Genomic DNA, 18,410 nt, shown 5'->3' with positions numbered 1-18,410 from the left:
GTTTCAACAGGCATTCACACCGGTGAGTGTCATCAATCAGTTATTATGGGAATCGTTCTTATCACAGGTGCTACCGCTGGTTTTGGCCAGGCATGCGCAGAAACATTTGCAGCAAAAGGATATGATGTGATCATTACCGGCCGCCGCAAAGAAAGGCTCGACGCTTTACAGACACAGTTATCACAGGAATATGGCGCCAATGTGCTGGCGTTGAATTTCGATGTACGCGATGAAAAGGCTGTACAGGAAACACTGAATAGCATTCCCCAGGAATGGAAAGCAGTGGACATACTGGTCAACAATGCCGGGCTGGCAGCAGGGCTCAATACCATCGACGAGGGGGATCTGGATGACTGGAATACGATGATAGACACCAATGTAAAAGGTCTGCTGTACGTATCACGCGTGGTGATCCCCTGGATGCGCGCCCGTACCAGCGGCCACATTATTAACATCGGTTCTACCGCTGCCAAAAACGTATATGCTAAAGGCAATGTGTATTGCGCTTCCAAAGCGGCCGTTGATGCCATCACACAGGGTATGCGGATAGATCTGCTGCCTTACCGGATTAAAGTGACGGCTGTTCACCCGGGTGCTGCAGAAACAGAGTTTTCCGTTGTTCGCTTCAAAGGCGATGAAAACAAGGCCAAAGAGTTTTATAAAGGCTTTATTCCGTTGAGCGCCCAGGATGTGGCGGATGTAGTATATTACTGCACCTCCCTCCCCCCGCATGTATGTATCAATGACCTGGTACTAACACCGCTACAACAGGCCAACGCCTATTATATAGATAAAAATTAACACGTTTATGTGAGTACATAGTTAAGTCGGTTTTTCTATATTTGAAATGATTTATATATTTTTTACATACCCTATGTGTGAAAAATTTATACCAATGCCATCATCAGACTAAATCCGAGACGATAAGACTATCCTCTTACTGAAAACCATATCCCTATGCTTACGTTCTTAACTATGTACGTACTGCGCCTGTATTATCCCAGATGGAAAGAACAGTGGCGCCTTTATTTCGGAAAAACCCAAAGAGGCACTTATGGCCGTTGGGCATCCCGCAAAGACTGGAGTGAGGGTTATAGCTGGAGCTATAGCTGAGTAAGAAATTATCAAATGCAACAGGGCCGGACAAATGTCTGGCCCTGTTCATTTAGGGGTTTTGATATTTTGGTATTTAGATATTTACTCTCTCATATACGACCTGTCCTTTACGGGTATACGCCACTATCACAGTTTTACTGTCTACCGCACCCGTCACCGGATAGGTGGCATACACACTGTCCGCTGTCAATGCACGACTGGTAATGGTTTGCCCTTCGGGCGATTTTATCGCTATCCCTACCCTGCTCCGGAAGTCTCCCTGCCACTTCACCGGCTCGTCCCAAACAATCACCACCCGATCGTCCGGAATGGTCACTATCTGCGGATGCTTGGCCATCGGTGCCTTGCTCAGCGACTCCTTCTGCGTATAGGTTTTACCGTTATCTTTTGACGCGGCATAAAAAACGCCCTGACCGCCGCCCATGGTAAACCAGGCAAAATGCAGCCCATTCTTATTGGCCGTAAGTGCCGGTCCTGTATGCGGACAACCATTCACCACCCAGTTATCCGCACTGATACGCACCGGTCCACTGAAAGACCGGCCGCCATCAACAGACACCTGATGCACCATATCCCGGATGGAATCGTTGATGATATCACGGTACGCCACATGAATATCGCCATTGCTGGCCACATACAAACGGGTACGGCAACACTGGCACACCGTATTCGCAATAGGCTTCGCCGCCTGAAAACCGCTCCTGCCGTTGGTCACCGCCCAATACAGTGTAGACCCTTCCGCTTTGGTGTCCTTACGGTTATCCAGCCAGATAGCCGCTGCCTCTCCATCCGGCAACAACGCCATGTCGAAATAACGCTGATCATAACCCGCCGTGTCTGTTACCAGCGGCACCGGCGCCCCCCACGTATGGCCACTGTCGGCAGAAACCGCATACATCACTTTACCGGCGTACTTGTTGCGCGGATCATGCTGCTCCACGCCAAACAACGCTATAATACCGCCATCAGGACGGAACAGCAACTTGGGCAGATTTTCCGCATGAGGAAACACACCCGCTGTGGATGTTATCTTCACCGGATCAGAAAACGTATACCCGTTGTCGTTAGAAACAGCATAACACATCATACCTGTATCCTCTGTACTGTCTTTTTCCACCCAACTGATCACGGTACGCCCCTTTGCATCTTTGGTGATGTACGGGCAGGACGCATCCTTACCTGCATGCGACAGCACCACGGCGCCCGCCGGTGTTGTATCTTTCGGTTGACATGAAGCCAATGTCAACAACAACACAACCATATACCATATATTTCGTTTCATACGCTTATGTTTTAAACCCATTATATTTCTTTGCGCCTTTGTTGCTTTGCGCCTTTGCGAGCCTACTTCTTCCCAACAAATGTATAGGCCACGCCGAAATTGAACGTCTGTCTGGGACCGACACGATAACTCTTGCCATAGGCAGATTTCTCCGCCGTGGTAGCATATAACTGATCACCCACATTCATGCAATTCAGCCAGCACTCAAATCCTTTCCATTGATAGCCGGCGCGGATATTGAACAGGTCGTAACCTTTATACCATGCAGTATTAGCCGCATCCATATAGTATCCGCTGACATGCTGCCACTCCCCGCCGATACGGAAACCTTTTAAGAACACCGGCTTCCAGGTCATCTCTGTATTGGTGATCCATTTGGGCGCGCCATTCATTTCGTTATGATCATAAGTCTTTCCATTCTCCGTATAGGCGTCGAAGATATGACGCGCGTAGGTGCCGCTGGTGCGCAAAAACAAAGACTTTACCGGCGTATAACGGACATTCCATTCGACACCACGGTGTGTGGTGGCGCCGGCATTCTGATTACTATAAGAGCCATCCGCATCGCGTACACTGACAATCTCATTTGTACCTTTCATCTGATAGATGCTCACGTCCACATACCCCTTCTGCCGGGCGAAAGCAAACCAACCGCCTGCTTCGTAGTTATCATACGTAGCGGATTTCAATACCGGCACTTTCACCCCTCTGTATAACTCTGAAATATTGGGAGGAGCAAAACCTCTGCTGTAGTTGGCATACAGGCCACGATTGTGTTGCAGATTATATGTCAGCCCCAGTTTGGGAGTCAGTGCATTAAAATTATTCCTCTCACTGGGCGCTCCGGTAAAGGCAGACGGCGGCAGGTAATTATCAAAATTATAATCCATTCTGTCGTAACGCAATGCCGCTACTACCCGCATGTTTTCCACCGGTGCAAAAGCAAACTGTGTATATACGGCGGTATTCAGCAGTCCTACACGATAATTGGTCAACAGTGAGTCTGAAGCCTGATAACCGGTATAATAACCAGCGGCATTTTTAGTAATGTCAATGTAATTGGCATGATAGGTAGCAGGACTGTAATCCGCGCTGATGCCGGCTATCAGCGATGCCTGCTTCCAGTCGAAATCTTTCTTGTGCTGCGCAATCACCCCATAGCTATAAAAAGCATCGCTGTTGATTTCTCCCCTTGCCTTCAGGGTATTGCGAATATCCCTGATGGCATAAAAGGGATTTTGTCCGATGGTGCTATGCCGGAAGAAAGCAGTAATGCTGGTATGATTGCTGGCATTCCAGGTATGGTCCAGCGTACTACGGATGCGCAATGCTTTTACTTCACGATAACTGAATGTCTGGAAGTTCGTATAGTCTTTAGCATAGAAATGAGCACTGTCGAGGCCACCGGTCTGGTCTGTTTTATAATTGACCAGCGTGGCAGTGGTGGTCCATTTATTACGTTCATTCAACTGAACATCTGTACGGGCGGTCACGGCGAGTTTATGAAAATCGCTGTGGTCCATATATCCGTTGCGTTGATCAGCATAATAACCACCTACATAGAAACCCGCTTTGCCTTTGGTATCAGACACACTGAAGTCGGTCCGTTTATAGCCCCGGTTGCTGGCTTCCAGCTGTATTTTAGCCGTAGGCACCAGCGTAGGCGCCGCCGTGATAAAATTCACCGCGCCGCCTACCGCTTCGCTGCCGTACAGGGAAGAAGCGGGGCCGCGAATGACTTCAATATTACGCAGGGCGGCCATGTTCACTTCTATCAGGGCGTTGTGGTTAAAGTCGCCCACCGTGCGGATAGGTATACCGTCTTCGAGATACAAAAAGAGGCTTTTATAACCGATCGGCTGCCGAATGGCCATGGTATGCTGTTCATTTCCCAGATCTACCATGTATACGCCGCTTACTTTGTTGAGTACTTTATCAAGCGTGGTAGCTTTGGTTTCCTGTAGCGTTTGCGGGGAAATGGTGCTGATGGCTATGGGCGCTTCTGTCCGCCGTTGTTTCTCGCGGGAAGAGGAAACGATCACTTCATTCAGATTGGTGGAACTGGCTTCCAGATAGATGACCGGCATTTGGGCTGCCGCTGACGCGGCTATTTTCCGGGTGATATAACCCACATAGGATATTTTCAGGGTGTCATCGCCGGCAGTTACAGCGAATGAATATCGTCCCTGTGCATTACATGTACAACCTTTTCCGGCTGCTATCAGATTCACACTTACGCCAGGCAAAGCTTCCCGTGTCCTTGCATCTGCCACGCGTCCGGCCAGCTCCTGGGCATAGCTTGCCCGCATCGCCAAACAGGCAATGAGCAGTATATAAATTTGTTTCATTACGTCATTAGTTGGACGCATGCCTTGGCAGACATACATCTTGGTTTATCAGGAAAATACCAGACTTACATCAGGCCGGATAAAAAGCCCGCTGATATCTTAACCCGGAGCCAAAGCCCCGGAAAGGATGGAACATGCCTGTAGATGGCTCCATACGAGCATCTGGTTGTCAGGTCATCTAACTAAAAGGCATTCCGAACAAGTAGTCAACTCAGGAACTGAGGCGGGTGGAAAATACTGTGGATGGGAGTTTCGAGGAACGGCTCGGTGTAGAATACGATGTGCGCCACAGGTGCTGCAGACGGTGGTGTGAGGCGTTCCGGCAGGGCATTGACAAACATCACTTCGTAACGTTCTTTGTTACTGTTGTTGTTTTTGTCCTGACTGGCATCGCGGTCCAGTTCCTTTTTCAGATAACATTTACCGTTACAATGCATTTCGGGCTTATTGCGGTTTTCGCAAAGCACCTGTGCAATAAAGGACTGTTGCGCCCTGAACTGCAGCACAATGAGGCTTTTGCTGAAAGTCTGCAGCAAGAGGCCCAAAGAAATGCATATGATGAGGAAATATTTCACGGCACAAACTTATAAAAGAAATGTTAAAGCGTTCATGATTTTTGTCAGCCAGCTTGTTAAGCATGGTCAGGCTCCCGGTTAAACATCGCCCGAAGGGCAAAAAAAATCCCCGGGGCTCAACCCCGGGGATATACTATGATAATCGTATCTGTTCTTTCACTATTGCGACAATACGAACCGGAAGGTGATACCACCTCTGGTATTCGTAATCGGATAAGCGGTGGAAATAACCGGGATCGTTTGTCTGCGATCATAGAAGAAGCGCAGGTTCAGGCGGTTATTCACCACATAATCGATGGATGGCGCTATGCCGACCACCTTCTGACCACTGGTAGGAATCACCAGATCAGCATCCAGTCGGTTGTTGGCCGTCTTATCATCCCTGAAGCTCAGGTCCAGTCGGAAATTGAGATCATTTTGAAGACGTTTACCACCGTTTTTACCCACAGCAAAAGGCAGCTGCAATCCCCTTACCCGGTAACCGGCGCCTATCACGATTTCACTGGAACGTAATTCGGTCAACTGATAATCGATGAGGCTGAGGCTGAGTGAACGGCTCTTTCTGAATTCCACCCGCGCATTGAGGCTATTCGTAAAAGTAAGGTCCACACCCAGCAGCGGAGAGAACTGCTCTGTCAGCGTCAGGTTAGGCACCAGGAAGTACGGATAGTAGTTGCCGGATATGGTATCCCTGAACGCCGGATAACCCGCTAATCTGGGATCTTCATAATACATAGAGGTATTATAGGAGTTCATCGACAACGTACCAATGTACCCATGTGTAAGCGTAAAGTTGGTCAGGAAGCTACGGAAAGGTTCCAACTTGGACAGACCATTATATGTGATACGCCAGTTGGGCCTGGGTACGTAATTCCTGAACGGATTGCTCTTCACGGTATTACCCGGTCCTTCCAACAGACCGATTTTGTCCGGGGACTTACCGGTATAGGCCGCGAGGAAGGCCGGAATCAGCACGTCCTGTGCATATCTCGTATAACCGTAAGCATAGCTGGGATCTTTAGGATCGCCAGACGGAACACCCGGGTCTTTGTTGTACGGGTTGGCCGCCCCCAAACGCCTGGATATAATATTCCGGTAAGCTTCAAAGTTGCGGAACGTTTCTGATACGCCATTAGCGGTATTGATTTTACCAAACATCGTTTGAATGGCGATGTAAGAGATTTCAAAACCACCCGCATCATATGGGCTCAGGTGCTGGAAGCCCAGATCAACCCCGTTGGTGTCCACCAGGTTTTTATACAGCTCAGTATGTGTTTTGGTAAACGATTTGGTCATGCTCAGATCGATACGCAGATCGTTGAACGGTTCCAGCTGTGCCTGCAAATCCCAACGTTGGGTGTACTGCTGTTGGAACTGTATGTTCAATGACGGATCACGGGTGATCAGTCCTTTCTTCGCAAAATCATCCAGCCATTTTTTGTCAGGTTGTTTACCCAGTACGAAACCGAGGCCCGGCGCCATTGACTGCCAGTTCATGCCCAGCACCTTGGTACTGTCCAGATAACCAGGCAAACGTGTACCGGCGTTCTCGTTATAGTTGAACCCAACACGTTTCAGTGCCATCAGCGCTTTCAATACACCCTTCACCCACGGATTAATTTCATCGGAAGATGATGAGTTATTGTTTTGCTGATCTTTCTGTTGATTGTTGTTTTTGTTCTGTTGATTGTTATTGTTGTTGGAAACAGGCTTGCGTGTATTGATTTGTCGGAGGAATTTCGATTTGTTGTACAGTTCTACAAATTTGAATTCGGCCGTCATTGTTTTCTGCATGCTGTTTTCAATGGCGTTACCCAGGTAGAGCGCCAGTCGGGACGCGCCTGTCCAGCGGTATTCCGTACTATAACCAATGGCCACGTTGGTCCAGCTCAGGGCCGGGAACTTGGCGGTAGGCAGCGTATATGTGAAGTTGGCGTTGTGCATGTAATTCACGGAACGGCCGCCTTTGAAGAAGTTACGCCAGATGGTATCTTTCTTCGCGCCGGAATTGATTCTGCCGGCAGGTTCATCTATACGGTTGTTGCTCACCGCATTGAATTCTATATTAAGACTGCGGGTCAGGTCCCATTTCAGGGTATAGTACCGGTCGAAAGTGAAGTATTTATCATACGTTTCGGGCAACTGATATTTCACATCGCCGCCTACGTTACGGATGCGGGAGGCGCCGAACTGACGGATAATGTCTGCGCGGAAACTGATAATGGACGGCACATAGTTGACATTGAAGTCACGTATGAGGTCCAGCCAGTGTGTCTTGGTTTTGATCAGTTTCTTAAACGGTTCCAGGTATCTCGGCTGGCCGGAGAAGTTGTATCCGATACCACCGCGGTGTTTGGTCAGCAGGTCGCTCTGAATAAGCGGGTTATGCCGGTTGATCTGCGAGAAGGAGTAACTGATATCGAAGTTCTCGATGTCCCACAGGTGGCGTTTACCCTGCCGCAGATTGAGTTTCCGGACGTTGGTAAAGTTCAGGCTCGTGATAGAGGTAAAGTCCTGCGCATTTTTGCGGATGGAGTCCCGCTCCCATCTGGACCTCGCCAGCGAGAGTTTATCTTTCAGTTTGATATCAAGATCATAAGGATCATATTCCGGGTTGCTCACTGACTGTGAATAACCGGCATATACCGGGATCGACATACCGGTGCTCTTCGGCAGCAGTTTACCCAGATCGAGGTTGGCCGCTGCATCATATTGCAGGAAGTTGTCACGGAAACGTTCATTCACCCGCTGGTCGATGTTACCAAAACCGGCCGTGTGCATATTTCCGGACAGAGAGAGGGTGCCCAGGTCCGCCAGTTGCAGGTCCAGTCTTCCGAGGGCAGCATACCCCCCTTTTTCATCGAAATCAGAGAGGCGCAGCTCATCGAACCATACCTCAGCGCAACGAGGCATACCATCATCTTTCGGGTTCAGGACACCGATCATCATGGTGCGGGCATCGCCGAGACTGGGGTTACCTACCACCGACATGAAGTTGCCGAATTCGTCGGCCACCGGTGTCATCGGATAAGCCAGCAGCGGAGAACAGGAATCGCACATGTTACGTTTCTGTTTCAGCTGGCTCAGGCGCTCCATGATGAGTTGCATGTTGTTGCCATCAGGCCATATTTCAATCGGCGCTTTGGAATTCCAGGCAGTTACTTTCAGCGGAATGCGGTATTCGTAGTAGTTGCTCACAAAGTCGCTACCGATACGGATGACCGCCTGTACCTGTCCGTCTTTCAACGCGGTGGCGGAACCTACGGCTTCTGCGTGCATGTACATTTCCATTTTCTTGTACTGACGCAGGTCCATGTTGAGCGTTTTATACAGCGCGCGCACTTCACCGTCCTGCAGGTTACATACCTGAACGGACAGGGACTGTTCATTCAGCTGCAGCGTGGTATTGTTGGTGCTGATAGTATTTTGTCTTACCACTCCCGGAGGCAGCACGTACGGGATAGGGCTGCGGGAAGAGTTTTCTTCAATATTAACAGAAGAAGAGTTAAAAGTAGTGGTCTGGTCTAACGGCACAGGATCACCTGGTCTCAACTCGTACATGTAGCGGCGCCACTGGCTGCGCACCAGTTCCAGTTTGGCGAAACGTACTACCACTGGTTCCGCAAAATCAGTGAGGAACATACGCATGAAGCGGATGGACTTAAAGTCGGGGATGTTGCCCACTTTTGCATTGAACTGGTTCAGCGGCACTTTAAACTGATACCATGTTTCCGTGGTTTTCTGACCATTCGGCAGATCTACCGGCGCATCAATTTTATCCACAATGTAGTTGGTACCAACAGCCATACCTGGTTTGAGGTCCACACGGTACTGGAAGTATTCTTCCGTTTCGTTCATGGTGTTATCCCTGTTCAGGTCTTCCGATTCAGGGATATTGGTAGCTGCGGTAGAGAAAGTGGATTTCGGGTCAGACACCGGGGAGTTGCCTTCCGGGTTGCTGTAGTTCTTGTAACGCTCGAGGATACCGGCACGCGCAGCGTCGTAATCGGCGTTGCGATAGTGCTTATAATCGTCGTTGGCCGGATCTTTCTGCGCCTGCTGGTATACCGGAGAGCCGCCGAAGTTCATGGCCATGGTGTCCATATAACTTCTGAAGAAAGCTGCTTCGTCAGAAGATTTCAGACCATCATATCCCACGTCCTGGTAAGACCGGATGTTGGGATCGTTGTCGAAGGCCTGTGTGATCTGCTGCTGGAACTTAGGCTGACGGCCCCATTTGGAGGAATCGATTTTATTCGGGTCCTGCCGGGGATCAGGCATACCATTCTCAAAGAATTTCTTCGAGTCTTTGAGGATGTCTTCAGATACGTTACCCAGGTTAAAGAAGAGGGAACCTCCGCTGCTACCGGGCGTTTTAATGAATGGGTCCTGTATCCAGAACTCGATATATTCAATATTAGCGGTTTCAAAGTCGCTGTTGTCGATGGCGCGCATAATACCGCCCCATCTTGTTTTCGGACGTGCCAGTTTACCGTCACGGTCCATAGCCGTAGGGCTGCTGGTGAAGTTGTACGGGCCTCTTTCCGTGGGATAGTAGGCCAGGTCAAGGGTGCTGAGCTGGCTTTGTCCGAAGTCGGTAGACCTGTTACGGAACACCTCTTTCTGATATACCAGCCTTACACGCGGATCTGACTGATCATCCAGGGAGATGCCTGCCGGCAGGTTAGGTGATTTGGGCAGCTGGAGGGTAGGTTCCAGAATATACCACGCCAGTTTAGCCCTGTTTTTACCATATTCAAATACGTTGCTCAACTCTGCTTCGGGGAATAACACGGTACCTGCCGCGTTGGTGGCGCCTTTCGGGGTAGAAGCCAGTGCCCAGCTGGTAGCCGGGAACTTCAGGTCATACCCGCTTTTCACGCCTTCAAAGTCATCGATATAAGCGGTACCCTGCTTGCTGCCGGCCTGGTTGATCAGTTTACTGTGACCGGGGAACAGGCGGGCCACCTCACCGGTGAACAGGATGTTTGACGGGGCGGTAGTGCTGTAGTTAGGCAGTTTATCGAGGAAACGTGTCAGGCCTTTCCATTCAGAGGCGTAGTTCACATCGAGACCTACCATGGTGTTTTTGATAGGGTCTTCGCCGTAGTTTACTTTCTGGTAGTAGGGTCGTTCCGTCATGCGGACAACGGTACCGCCAATACTGAGTTTATCATTAACGAGGTAGTCGAAGCGGGTACCGAAGTAGTTCCGCACCTGTTGTCCGAACAGGGCGTTGTTTTCAAACTGTACATTGATCGGTACGCCGGAGTTGAGTACGCCGCCGTTGATAATTTTGAGCCTGCCGAGGTTATAGTCGATGATGTAGTCCACGTTTTCCCGCAGCAGCTGGCCGCCGGCGGTAACCGTCACGGAGCCGGGCGGAATGGTGATACCGCCGCCCAGATTAATTTCCGACGAGTTGGCCGATTTATAGGACCCACGGATCACGTAGCGGTTCAGTTGCGGGAACTGCTGCGCCACCACCTTGATGGAGTCGTACAGCACGCGGTACAGGTATTGTTTTTCGAGGGTACCGTCACCGCCAAAGGCCTTCTTCAGCCCATCAGCAAATGGTTCCAGCATGGGGAACATGATCTTGCCCGTCAGGGAGTTGATCGTATATCCTTCCACGTAATCAAACACGCCGTCCGGCTGCGGATCGAGCTGGTTGTTGAGGCGGTCCAGGTTTAACACGGTGATGATCGGTGCACCGGCATAATCGCCTTTGCCATCGGGGAGATAACGTTTATCGCTCGGCGGTCTTCCATCTGCACCGGGGTCTTTATAGAAGACGTCCATTTTAAAGTCCTCTTTGTTCACCTGGAAGGCGCCGGTAGCGTAGATGTTTTTCATCATCAGTTTCCAGATGGGCAGTACCGGACGGGCGGATGTGGCTTTCAGCAATTTCAGGAACAGCACCGGGGAGTTGGCGCTGTTGTTCTGGTCTGGCGGTACGTCCTGTGAGAATTCACCCACCTGATAGGTACGGCCGTTGTAAGTATATTGATAAGCTACCGCCAGTACTTCATCCGGTTGCAGCTGTTGGTTAAGGGAGATGAAGCCCAGTTGTTTGTTGACGGTATACTCTGTAGAGTCGAGTTTACGGGCGAATGTTTTTTCAAATTCCGATACCGGTTTAAGTCCCAAAGCCAGCAACCGGCTGACGACGATGCTGGTATTACGGCTGGCCGGATCGCTGATCAGGCTTTCATACAGGTTGTTCGTAGCCCTGTCAGGCAGATGCGAGGAGGTGTTTACCCTGATCCCCGTGTTGTAGGGTTTATATTCCCCGAGGTCCATCAGGCCCACGATATCGCGGGTTTGGGTGGTGGCCCCTGTTTTATTCGTCACCCATACCTCAATCCTGGTGATATTGGACAGGGAGCGGATGATGGGGAGGTTAGACATGGCATAGTTAAAGGTATCACGGTAGAACTGTGCCAGCAGGAAGTGTCGGTTATCTTCATACTCGTCGGCCCGGATATTATAATCCTGCACCATGGTACCGCCTTTGAGCATGAGGTTCTGTTTCTGCGATTTCTGGTTGGACAGTACGCTGGTTACCGTGAGGCGGCCGAACTGCAGTTGTGTTTTCACCCCGAAGAGAGACTGGATACCGGATATCAGGGAACTACGCAGGGGGAAACTCACGTTACCGGCTTCTATTTTCTTGATAATTTCATCGTTATAGCCGGTGTATTCCAGTTTCACCTGATTTTCAAAATCGAAGGTGGACTGGGTATTATAGTTGGTGATGAGTTTCAGTTTATCCCCGATCCGGCCGGTGACGTTCATGTTGATGCCCATGTCGAAGTTGAACCCTCCGTTTTTCCGGGCTTGTTCCACCAGTACCGGGTTTTTGATATTCTGGCCCTGATAGCCGAAAGTGAGGTCCAGGCTACCCTGGGGACGGATATCCACTTTACTGCCGCCAAAGATGCGGTCAAACAGATTGCTGCCGTTATACAGCTGGGGACCGTTGCCTCGTTGGTTCAGGTTACCAAGAGCACTGGCCCTTTTCTGCCAATAGTTTCTTTCACTTTGCGCCGACTGGAGCTTATAGAACTCGTCGAAGTTCATATAAGTAGGGTTTCGGTAATTCTGATTACCGATTTTCTCCGTAACGGTGTATTGTTTGGTAACGGGATCGTATTCTACTGTTTTGTTGATATTGGCGGGGTCGTTCAGGTCAATAACATTCCTGGACGCCGGATCCGCTATACTGGGGCCGCGCCTGTCCTTCAGGGGATATTTCAAGGTATCTTTTTTCCCGGTAGTATCGATTTTGGTATTACCAGTAATTGTGGTATCCGACTTCCAACTCGTTCTGCTCAAAAAATGAAAATTCCCGGATCGTTCCCTTGCGGCGGTGTCAACAATGATAAAAGATACAATTCCTATTACTGCAAAAGCGCCATAATAAGTCTTTCTTGCCAAGAAAAATAGGTTTTTATAGAGGTCTTGATATAATTATAAACTCTTCAGGGCCTTTTTGATCAGCTCTTCCAAGTTTTGCAATAGTGGTTCGTTCTTCATAACTCTCTGAATTGCCGTATCCGCCATGTTCCGGGCTATGCCAAGAGTTACCAGAGCATTTAACGCGTCTTCATGAATTGTATTGTTTACGGTAGCAGATAATTGTAGTCCGACGGTATCCTTTTGTTTCTTTACTTTGTCTTTTAGTTCCAGAATAATTCTTTTGGCTGTTTTGGCTCCTATGCCTTTTACACTTTCCAGCATTTTTTCATTTTCCATCATAATGGCCCGCTGGATATCTTCCGGTTGAAGAGAAGACAACATCATTCTCGCCGTACTGGCGCCTACACCCGATACGCTGATCAGCAGGAGAAACAGGTTCTTTTCTGCCTCCTCAAAAAAACCATACAGCGTGTGTGCATCCTCTTTGATCTGCAGGAAGGTTAACAATTTGCAGCTGTCCAGGCCCTGTATCCTTGAATAGGTATTCAGACTGATCTGAACTTCATACCCTATTCCGTGCACATCCATATGAACAAGAGCTGGTGACTTATAAGCCAATTTTCCATCCAAATAAGCGATCATAGAAGGTAAAGGTTCGATAATTTACTTAAACTTACGAAAAAAGAGGAATAATTACCCCCTGTGTCAATAAACGACAAAGATGCTAACTTTTAACGGATTGACAAGCCTTTAACGGGTTCATATGCGACTTTTTTAGGAAATATTCGTTTATATCGTATTTTTACGCCTCGATTTAAACACATATTTAGTTTATATGAATAAAATAACGGCCGCTATTACAGCGGTGGGTGGATATGTTCCTGACTACGTGCTGACCAATCAGGAACTGGAAAAACTGGTAGACACAACAGACGAGTGGATTTTAACCAGAACGGGCATCTCTGAAAGAAGAATTCTTAAAGGAGAAGGGAAAGGCACTTCCGACATATGTGTACCTATCGCCCTGGAAATCTGCAAAAAAAGAGGTATTACCCCTGAAGAGATCGACCTGCTGATCGTAGCCACAGTAACCCCTGACATGACCTTCCCCGCCACAGCCAATGTTGTCACAGATAAAATCGGTGCTAAAAACGCATTCGGTTTCGACATCAGTGCTGCCTGCTCCGGTTTCCTGTACGCACTGGACACCGGCGCCCGGTTCATTGAAAGTGGCCGTTATCAGAAAGTAATGGTGATCGGTGCCGACAAAATGAGCGCTATCATTGATTATACAGACAGAACTACCTGCATCATCTTCGGTGATGGCGGCGGCGGCGTGCTGCTGGAGCCTAACACGGAAGGATACGGCGTAGTGGACAGCATCCTGAAAAGTGATGGCCATGGCCGCGAATACCTGCACATGAAAGCCGGCGGCTCCGTAAAACCAGCCACCCTCGAAACAGTGCAGAACCGCGAACACTACGTATACCAGGAAGGTAAAATGGTGTTTAAATACGCGGTTTCCAATATGGCCGAAGCGGCTAACGGTATCCTGCAGCGCAACAACCTCAATGCAGAAAATATCGCATGGCTCGTACCACACCAGGCCAATAAACGTATCATCGCAGCCACCGCGCAGTATATCAACCTGCCGGAAGAAAAGGTAATGATGAATATCCACCGCTATGGTAACACCACTGCCGGTACTATTCCTTTGTGCCTGTGGGACTACGAAAAACAACTGAAAAAAGGTGATAACATCATCATGGCCGCATTTGGCGGTGGTTTCACCTGGGGCGCCAGCTACATCAAATGGGCTTACGACGGCGACAAAATCGGTAAATAATTTTTACGGTAAGATATACCCGAAGGCCAGGTACGAATGTTCCTGGCCTTCTGCTATTATATAGCCGTTCATCATCCTCATCAGGTCACGACTGATCACCAGGCCCAACGCCAGTCCGTTGTCCTGCCAGTTTTCCAGCCCCGCCAGCACAAAATGCGCATCGGCCCCCGTTTTCACCCTGATATACACCTCCGTTTGCCCCATCGTCCGGTCAACAGTTATTTCCAGCATACTGCCGGCCACTGCTACGGCAACGGCTATCTGTAATAATTGTATGTTCACCAGTTTCAACATCTCCTCATCTGTTAGTACGGAAGCTGTTCCCGGAATATGATTTTTCACGCTGAGCTGCTTCTGCGCCAGCTCCCCTTCCAGCGGCTCCAGTGCGCTCTGCATCAGCGGCAGCAATAAACACCGCACCGGCTGATAACGATAACCGGACAATTGCAACCGCAGCCATTTTAAGATCTTGTCAAACACTTCCAGCACTTTCCCCGAGGTGACACTGATATGCTTCAAATAGGAAGTCATTTCTGCCTTCGACAGATTACCTGATTTAAAGCGGGCCGCCACCTCAGTTAAATGTACCAACGGTCCCCTGAAGTCCCGCGCCAGTATGCTGATTAATTTATTCTTAAAAGCATCTGTTTCCGTCAATACCTGGTTGACAGCCGCCATTTCGCGGTAGCCCCGCAGCAACGCCTCATCTTGTTGCTTCAATCGCTGATAGTGCCAATACCGCCCAAGGAACAAAGCAATGAACAGCACCACCACGATCAGTATCCCCACCACGATCAATTGATTATTGTCCGACTCCGTCAGTTCCGCAGTCAACACCTGCTGCTGCCGGCGATTTTGCAGACGCAGGTCCGCCACCGCTTTTTCTTTCAGGAAAATATCGATGTAATCAAATGAATGGGCATTGGGTTGATACCTCTTTTCTGCTGCCAGCCGCATGATTTCACGCCCATACTGTACTACATGTCCCAGGTCTTTTTTCTTACTGTAATAATCGTATAGCCGTGCCAGCCAGTAAAGATTCAGTTCTATACTACCGGTTTGCACGCCTAACTGATACGCTTTATCCTGATATCGGACGGTGTCCGGACAATAACCCATGCGGGGGAAATCATCCAGCCGTCCGTACATGTCCATCGCCACATAGGGCATGCCACTACGCAGGGCTTTGTCTGCCAGCTGATAGATCATTTCTTCTGCCTCCCGGCCCTGTCCTTTTTGGACCAGATCATTCAGTGAATAAGCATCTACATAAAAACTGATTTTGGAACGCGGATATTTTTCGATCACCTGCCGCGCCCGCCGCAATGCCCAACGGACCGAGTCTGCATGCGTACTGTCTTTATAAAAGCGCATCACATAGTTAACTAACAGGATACCATATACGGAGTCGCGGCCGGGTGGCAGGCGGCTGGCCATCTTAAATGCCTGGTAGAAGTAATTATTGGCATCTTCCCGCCGGCCCGTGTTGCGGTAGTATAGATAAATATTGCTGAGTGTTTTGGCTATCCGGGCGGAGTCGCCCAGCTGTTCATGTATTTTCAGGGCTTTGTAGGCATAGATGCCCGCCACACCAAAATCTGTTTTCAAAGCATAATACCAGCTTAACAAATCATTGGCATCAGCCTGCCCTTTTGCATCATGCAACCGGGCTGCCATATCGCGTATTTTAACCGCATATTGAAAACTGCTGTCTACGTCTATCACGGAATACAACGCGCTGATCTTGCCCAGCACCGCCAGATAACCGGCGCTGTCATGCTGCTGCAACAACTCACGTTGCAACTCCGGCATTTGCGGGACCTGCGCCGTCAGCTGCCAGCATATCAGGCATGCTAAAGCGGTGATACAACACTGACGCATATACGTAGAATGGATAACTACAGGATCAAATCGTGTACTCCATCATGAGAAACCCGTTGTCTTCTTCTTCGACTACGAGGCCTCCCTTCATCTTGTGCATAAAGTCCCGGCTGATAATAATACCTAACGCAAAAATATTATGTTCTTTGTCTTTCAGTTCTTCCAGCAGCTTACGGGTAGCTGCGCCACCGTCGACCATCAACCGCACCGTCACTTTCCCTTTTTCACCATACGTGGAGATCAGCAGCAGGGTACCGGGCCGCGCGGTGCTGACAGCCACCTGCAGCAACTGCACATTTACCAGTTGCAATATCTCCGTATCTGCAACAACGGTAATTCTCGGCCCTACTCTGTTCACGATGGTCAGCTGTTTATCCCGGATCTCTTCCTGCAACGGCGCCAACGCCTCCACAATCACCGGCAGCAGCTCCGTCGTGACCGGCCGGTACACAAACCCCGACAACTGCAGCTTCAGCCACTTCAGAATATTATTGAACGCATCCAGTGTTTTCCGGGAGGCATTACCGATCTGCTTCAGCAGACTTGCCACCTCCGGCTGTGTAAGCGTACCCGCTTTCAGCTGATCAGCCACGGCAATGATATGATGCAGCGGTGTTCTGAAGTCCGTTGCCAGCATGCTGATCAACCTGTTTTTGAACACGTCGTTCTCTGTCAGGGCCGCATTGTTTTTGGCCAGCTGCACATAACTGAGCGCCAACGCATTCTCCTGGTGTTTCCAGCGGCGATAATGCAGGTATCGGCTGCCAAACAGCGATATCAGGAGGAGGATGATAATCAACAGCCCTTTGACAATAAGGGTCCTGTTCTTTTTCTCCGCCAGCTCCTTTTCCAGTTCCTGTTGTTGTATTCTGGTGGAAAGCGATAAAGCCTGCAAGGCTTTTTCTTTCAGGAAAAAATCAATGTAGGCAGCTTCCTCGTGATGGTCATGATAGCGGTCCATTGCCGCCAGCCGCATGATCTCATTGCCGTAATACACTACTTTTTCCGGCTGCCGGCGGCTGCGGTGATAATCATACAGTCTGCCCAGCCAATACAGGTTCAGTTCCATGCTGGCAGACTGTCGCGCTACTTCGTATGCCTGCTCCTGATAACGGGTGGAGTCCGCAAAGTAGCCTAAGCGCTGAAAATCGTATAGCCGTGCATACATATCCATGGCTACATAAGACATGCCCTTCTGTTGCGCCAGGCTTGCAAGCGTATATATCCGTTCCTCTGCTGCTTTTCCTTTGCCTGCCCGCACCATCAGGTCGGCCTCAAAGGCAGCCACATAAAAACCGGCCCTGCTATCGGGGTATTTCTTCAGGATGGCGCCTGCCTGTTGCAACACGAGGCGGACCGAATCTATTTTTGTGCTGTCATTTAAAAAGCGCCACGCGTAGTTGACCAACATGGTGGCTGTGATAGAGTCTTTGTCGGATGGCAGCCGGCTGGCGATATGAAAAGCGCGGTAAAAGTAAGTGTTGGCTTCCGCCGGGTGACCGGAATTTTTATAACAGCCATAGATGATGTTCAACGAGCGGACCATCTGTGCAGAATCGCCCAGCTGTCCGTTGAGCAGCAATGCTTTATAAGCATACTGAATACCTACGTTATAGTCTGTTTTGGCCGTGTAATACCATCCCAGCATATTGTTGGCATCCGCCATGCCTTTGAGGTCTTTCCGGCGACTGGCTATTTCCAGTACCTGGCGTGCATAATAAAAAGAACTGTCCAGATTGATGCTGGCATATAGTGCGCCTATTTTGCCCAATACAGATACATAGCCGGCGCTGTCGCGCTGCTGCGCCAGATCGTGTTGCAAACGTGGCAATACGGCTGCCTGGCCGCTGCTTTTCAGCATCGGCAGCAGCAACAGCGATACGGCTGCCGCCATCGCTGCTATATAACGCCTACGTATAAACGTTTTTATCATGTACCCT

Annotated in this window: 10 protein-coding genes; 3 read left to right on the top strand and 7 right to left on the bottom strand. The window is 49.5% G+C overall.

Annotated elements, in window-relative coordinates:
* Positions 1–45 precede the first annotated feature (45 nt).
* Complete coding sequence (locus ICL55_RS24700; RefSeq protein ID WP_188102485.1) at positions 46–801, top strand: SDR family NAD(P)-dependent oxidoreductase; 756 nt, start codon at positions 46–48, stop codon at positions 799–801.
* 156 nt (positions 802–957) lie between these two features.
* Positions 958–1,113, top strand: coding sequence for a hypothetical protein (locus ICL55_RS24695; protein WP_188102483.1), 156 nt, complete (start codon positions 958–960; stop codon positions 1,111–1,113).
* Between the two features lie 76 nt (positions 1,114–1,189).
* On the opposite strand, the gene ICL55_RS24690 is transcribed toward ICL55_RS24695, so the two are convergent.
* The 5 genes from ICL55_RS24690 to ruvA form a co-directional block, all read right to left on the bottom strand.
* On the bottom strand, positions 1,190–2,398 hold the full coding sequence (locus tag ICL55_RS24690) for a sialidase family protein (protein WP_188102481.1): 1,209 nt from the start codon (positions 2,396–2,398) through the stop codon (positions 1,190–1,192).
* A 62-nt stretch (positions 2,399–2,460) separates the two neighbouring features.
* Positions 2,461–4,746, bottom strand: coding sequence for a TonB-dependent receptor (locus ICL55_RS24685; RefSeq protein WP_188102479.1), 2,286 nt, complete (start codon positions 4,744–4,746; stop codon positions 2,461–2,463).
* A 206-nt stretch (positions 4,747–4,952) separates the two neighbouring features.
* Positions 4,953–5,321, bottom strand: coding sequence for a hypothetical protein (locus ICL55_RS24680; RefSeq protein ID WP_188102477.1), 369 nt, complete (start codon positions 5,319–5,321; stop codon positions 4,953–4,955).
* Positions 5,322–5,480: 159 nt separating this feature from the next.
* A complete protein-coding gene (gene sov, locus ICL55_RS24675; protein ID WP_246496547.1) occupies positions 5,481–12,659 on the bottom strand; it encodes a T9SS outer membrane translocon Sov/SprA in 7,179 nt (2,392 codons plus the stop codon).
* 135 nt (positions 12,660–12,794) lie between these two features.
* On the bottom strand, positions 12,795–13,385 hold the full coding sequence (gene ruvA, locus ICL55_RS24670) for a Holliday junction branch migration protein RuvA (RefSeq protein WP_188102473.1): 591 nt from the start codon (positions 13,383–13,385) through the stop codon (positions 12,795–12,797).
* 193 nt (positions 13,386–13,578) lie between these two features.
* Here ruvA and ICL55_RS24665 point away from each other — a divergent pair, with 193 nt between their 5' ends.
* The gene (locus ICL55_RS24665; protein WP_188102470.1) at positions 13,579–14,589 is read left to right on the top strand and encodes a beta-ketoacyl-ACP synthase III; all 1,011 of its coding nucleotides are present in this window, start codon (positions 13,579–13,581) and stop codon (positions 14,587–14,589) included.
* A 3-nt stretch (positions 14,590–14,592) separates the two neighbouring features.
* Here ICL55_RS24665 and ICL55_RS24660 read toward each other — a convergent pair whose 3' ends face one another.
* Together ICL55_RS24660 and ICL55_RS24655 are read right to left on the bottom strand one after the other, a co-directional pair.
* Positions 14,593–16,470, bottom strand: a complete 1,878-nt coding sequence (locus tag ICL55_RS24660; protein ID WP_188102468.1) for a sensor histidine kinase — start codon at positions 16,468–16,470, stop codon at positions 14,593–14,595.
* Between the two features lie 25 nt (positions 16,471–16,495).
* On the bottom strand, positions 16,496–18,403 hold the full coding sequence (locus tag ICL55_RS24655; protein WP_188102466.1) for a sensor histidine kinase: 1,908 nt from the start codon (positions 18,401–18,403) through the stop codon (positions 16,496–16,498).
* Between the last annotated feature and the right edge of the window lie 7 nt (positions 18,404–18,410).

It is taken from the genome of Chitinophaga varians (genome assembly GCF_014529945.1).
GTDB classification, from domain to species: Bacteria; Bacteroidota; Bacteroidia; order Chitinophagales; family Chitinophagaceae; genus Chitinophaga; species Chitinophaga varians.
The sequence above is the reverse complement of the archived record's forward strand: the minus strand, read 5'-3'. Positions and strand labels throughout refer to the sequence as shown.

Coding starts and splice junctions, on each gene's coding strand:
- ICL55_RS24685 (WP_188102479.1), bottom strand. CDS start 4,746: ATGAAACAAATTTATATACTGCTCATTGCCTGTTTGGCGATGCGGGCA.
- ICL55_RS24690 (WP_188102481.1), bottom strand. CDS start 2,398: ATGAAACGAAATATATGGTATATGGTTGTGTTGTTGTTGACATTGGCT.
- ruvA (WP_188102473.1), bottom strand. CDS start 13,385: ATGATCGCTTATTTGGATGGAAAATTGGCTTATAAGTCACCAGCTCTT.
- ICL55_RS24665 (WP_188102470.1), top strand. CDS start 13,579: ATGAATAAAATAACGGCCGCTATTACAGCGGTGGGTGGATATGTTCCT.
- ICL55_RS24695 (WP_188102483.1), top strand. CDS start 958: ATGCTTACGTTCTTAACTATGTACGTACTGCGCCTGTATTATCCCAGA.
- ICL55_RS24660 (WP_188102468.1), bottom strand. CDS start 16,470: ATGCGTCAGTGTTGTATCACCGCTTTAGCATGCCTGATATGCTGGCAG.
- ICL55_RS24700 (WP_188102485.1), top strand. CDS start 46: ATGGGAATCGTTCTTATCACAGGTGCTACCGCTGGTTTTGGCCAGGCA.
- ICL55_RS24655 (WP_188102466.1), bottom strand. CDS start 18,403: ATGATAAAAACGTTTATACGTAGGCGTTATATAGCAGCGATGGCGGCA.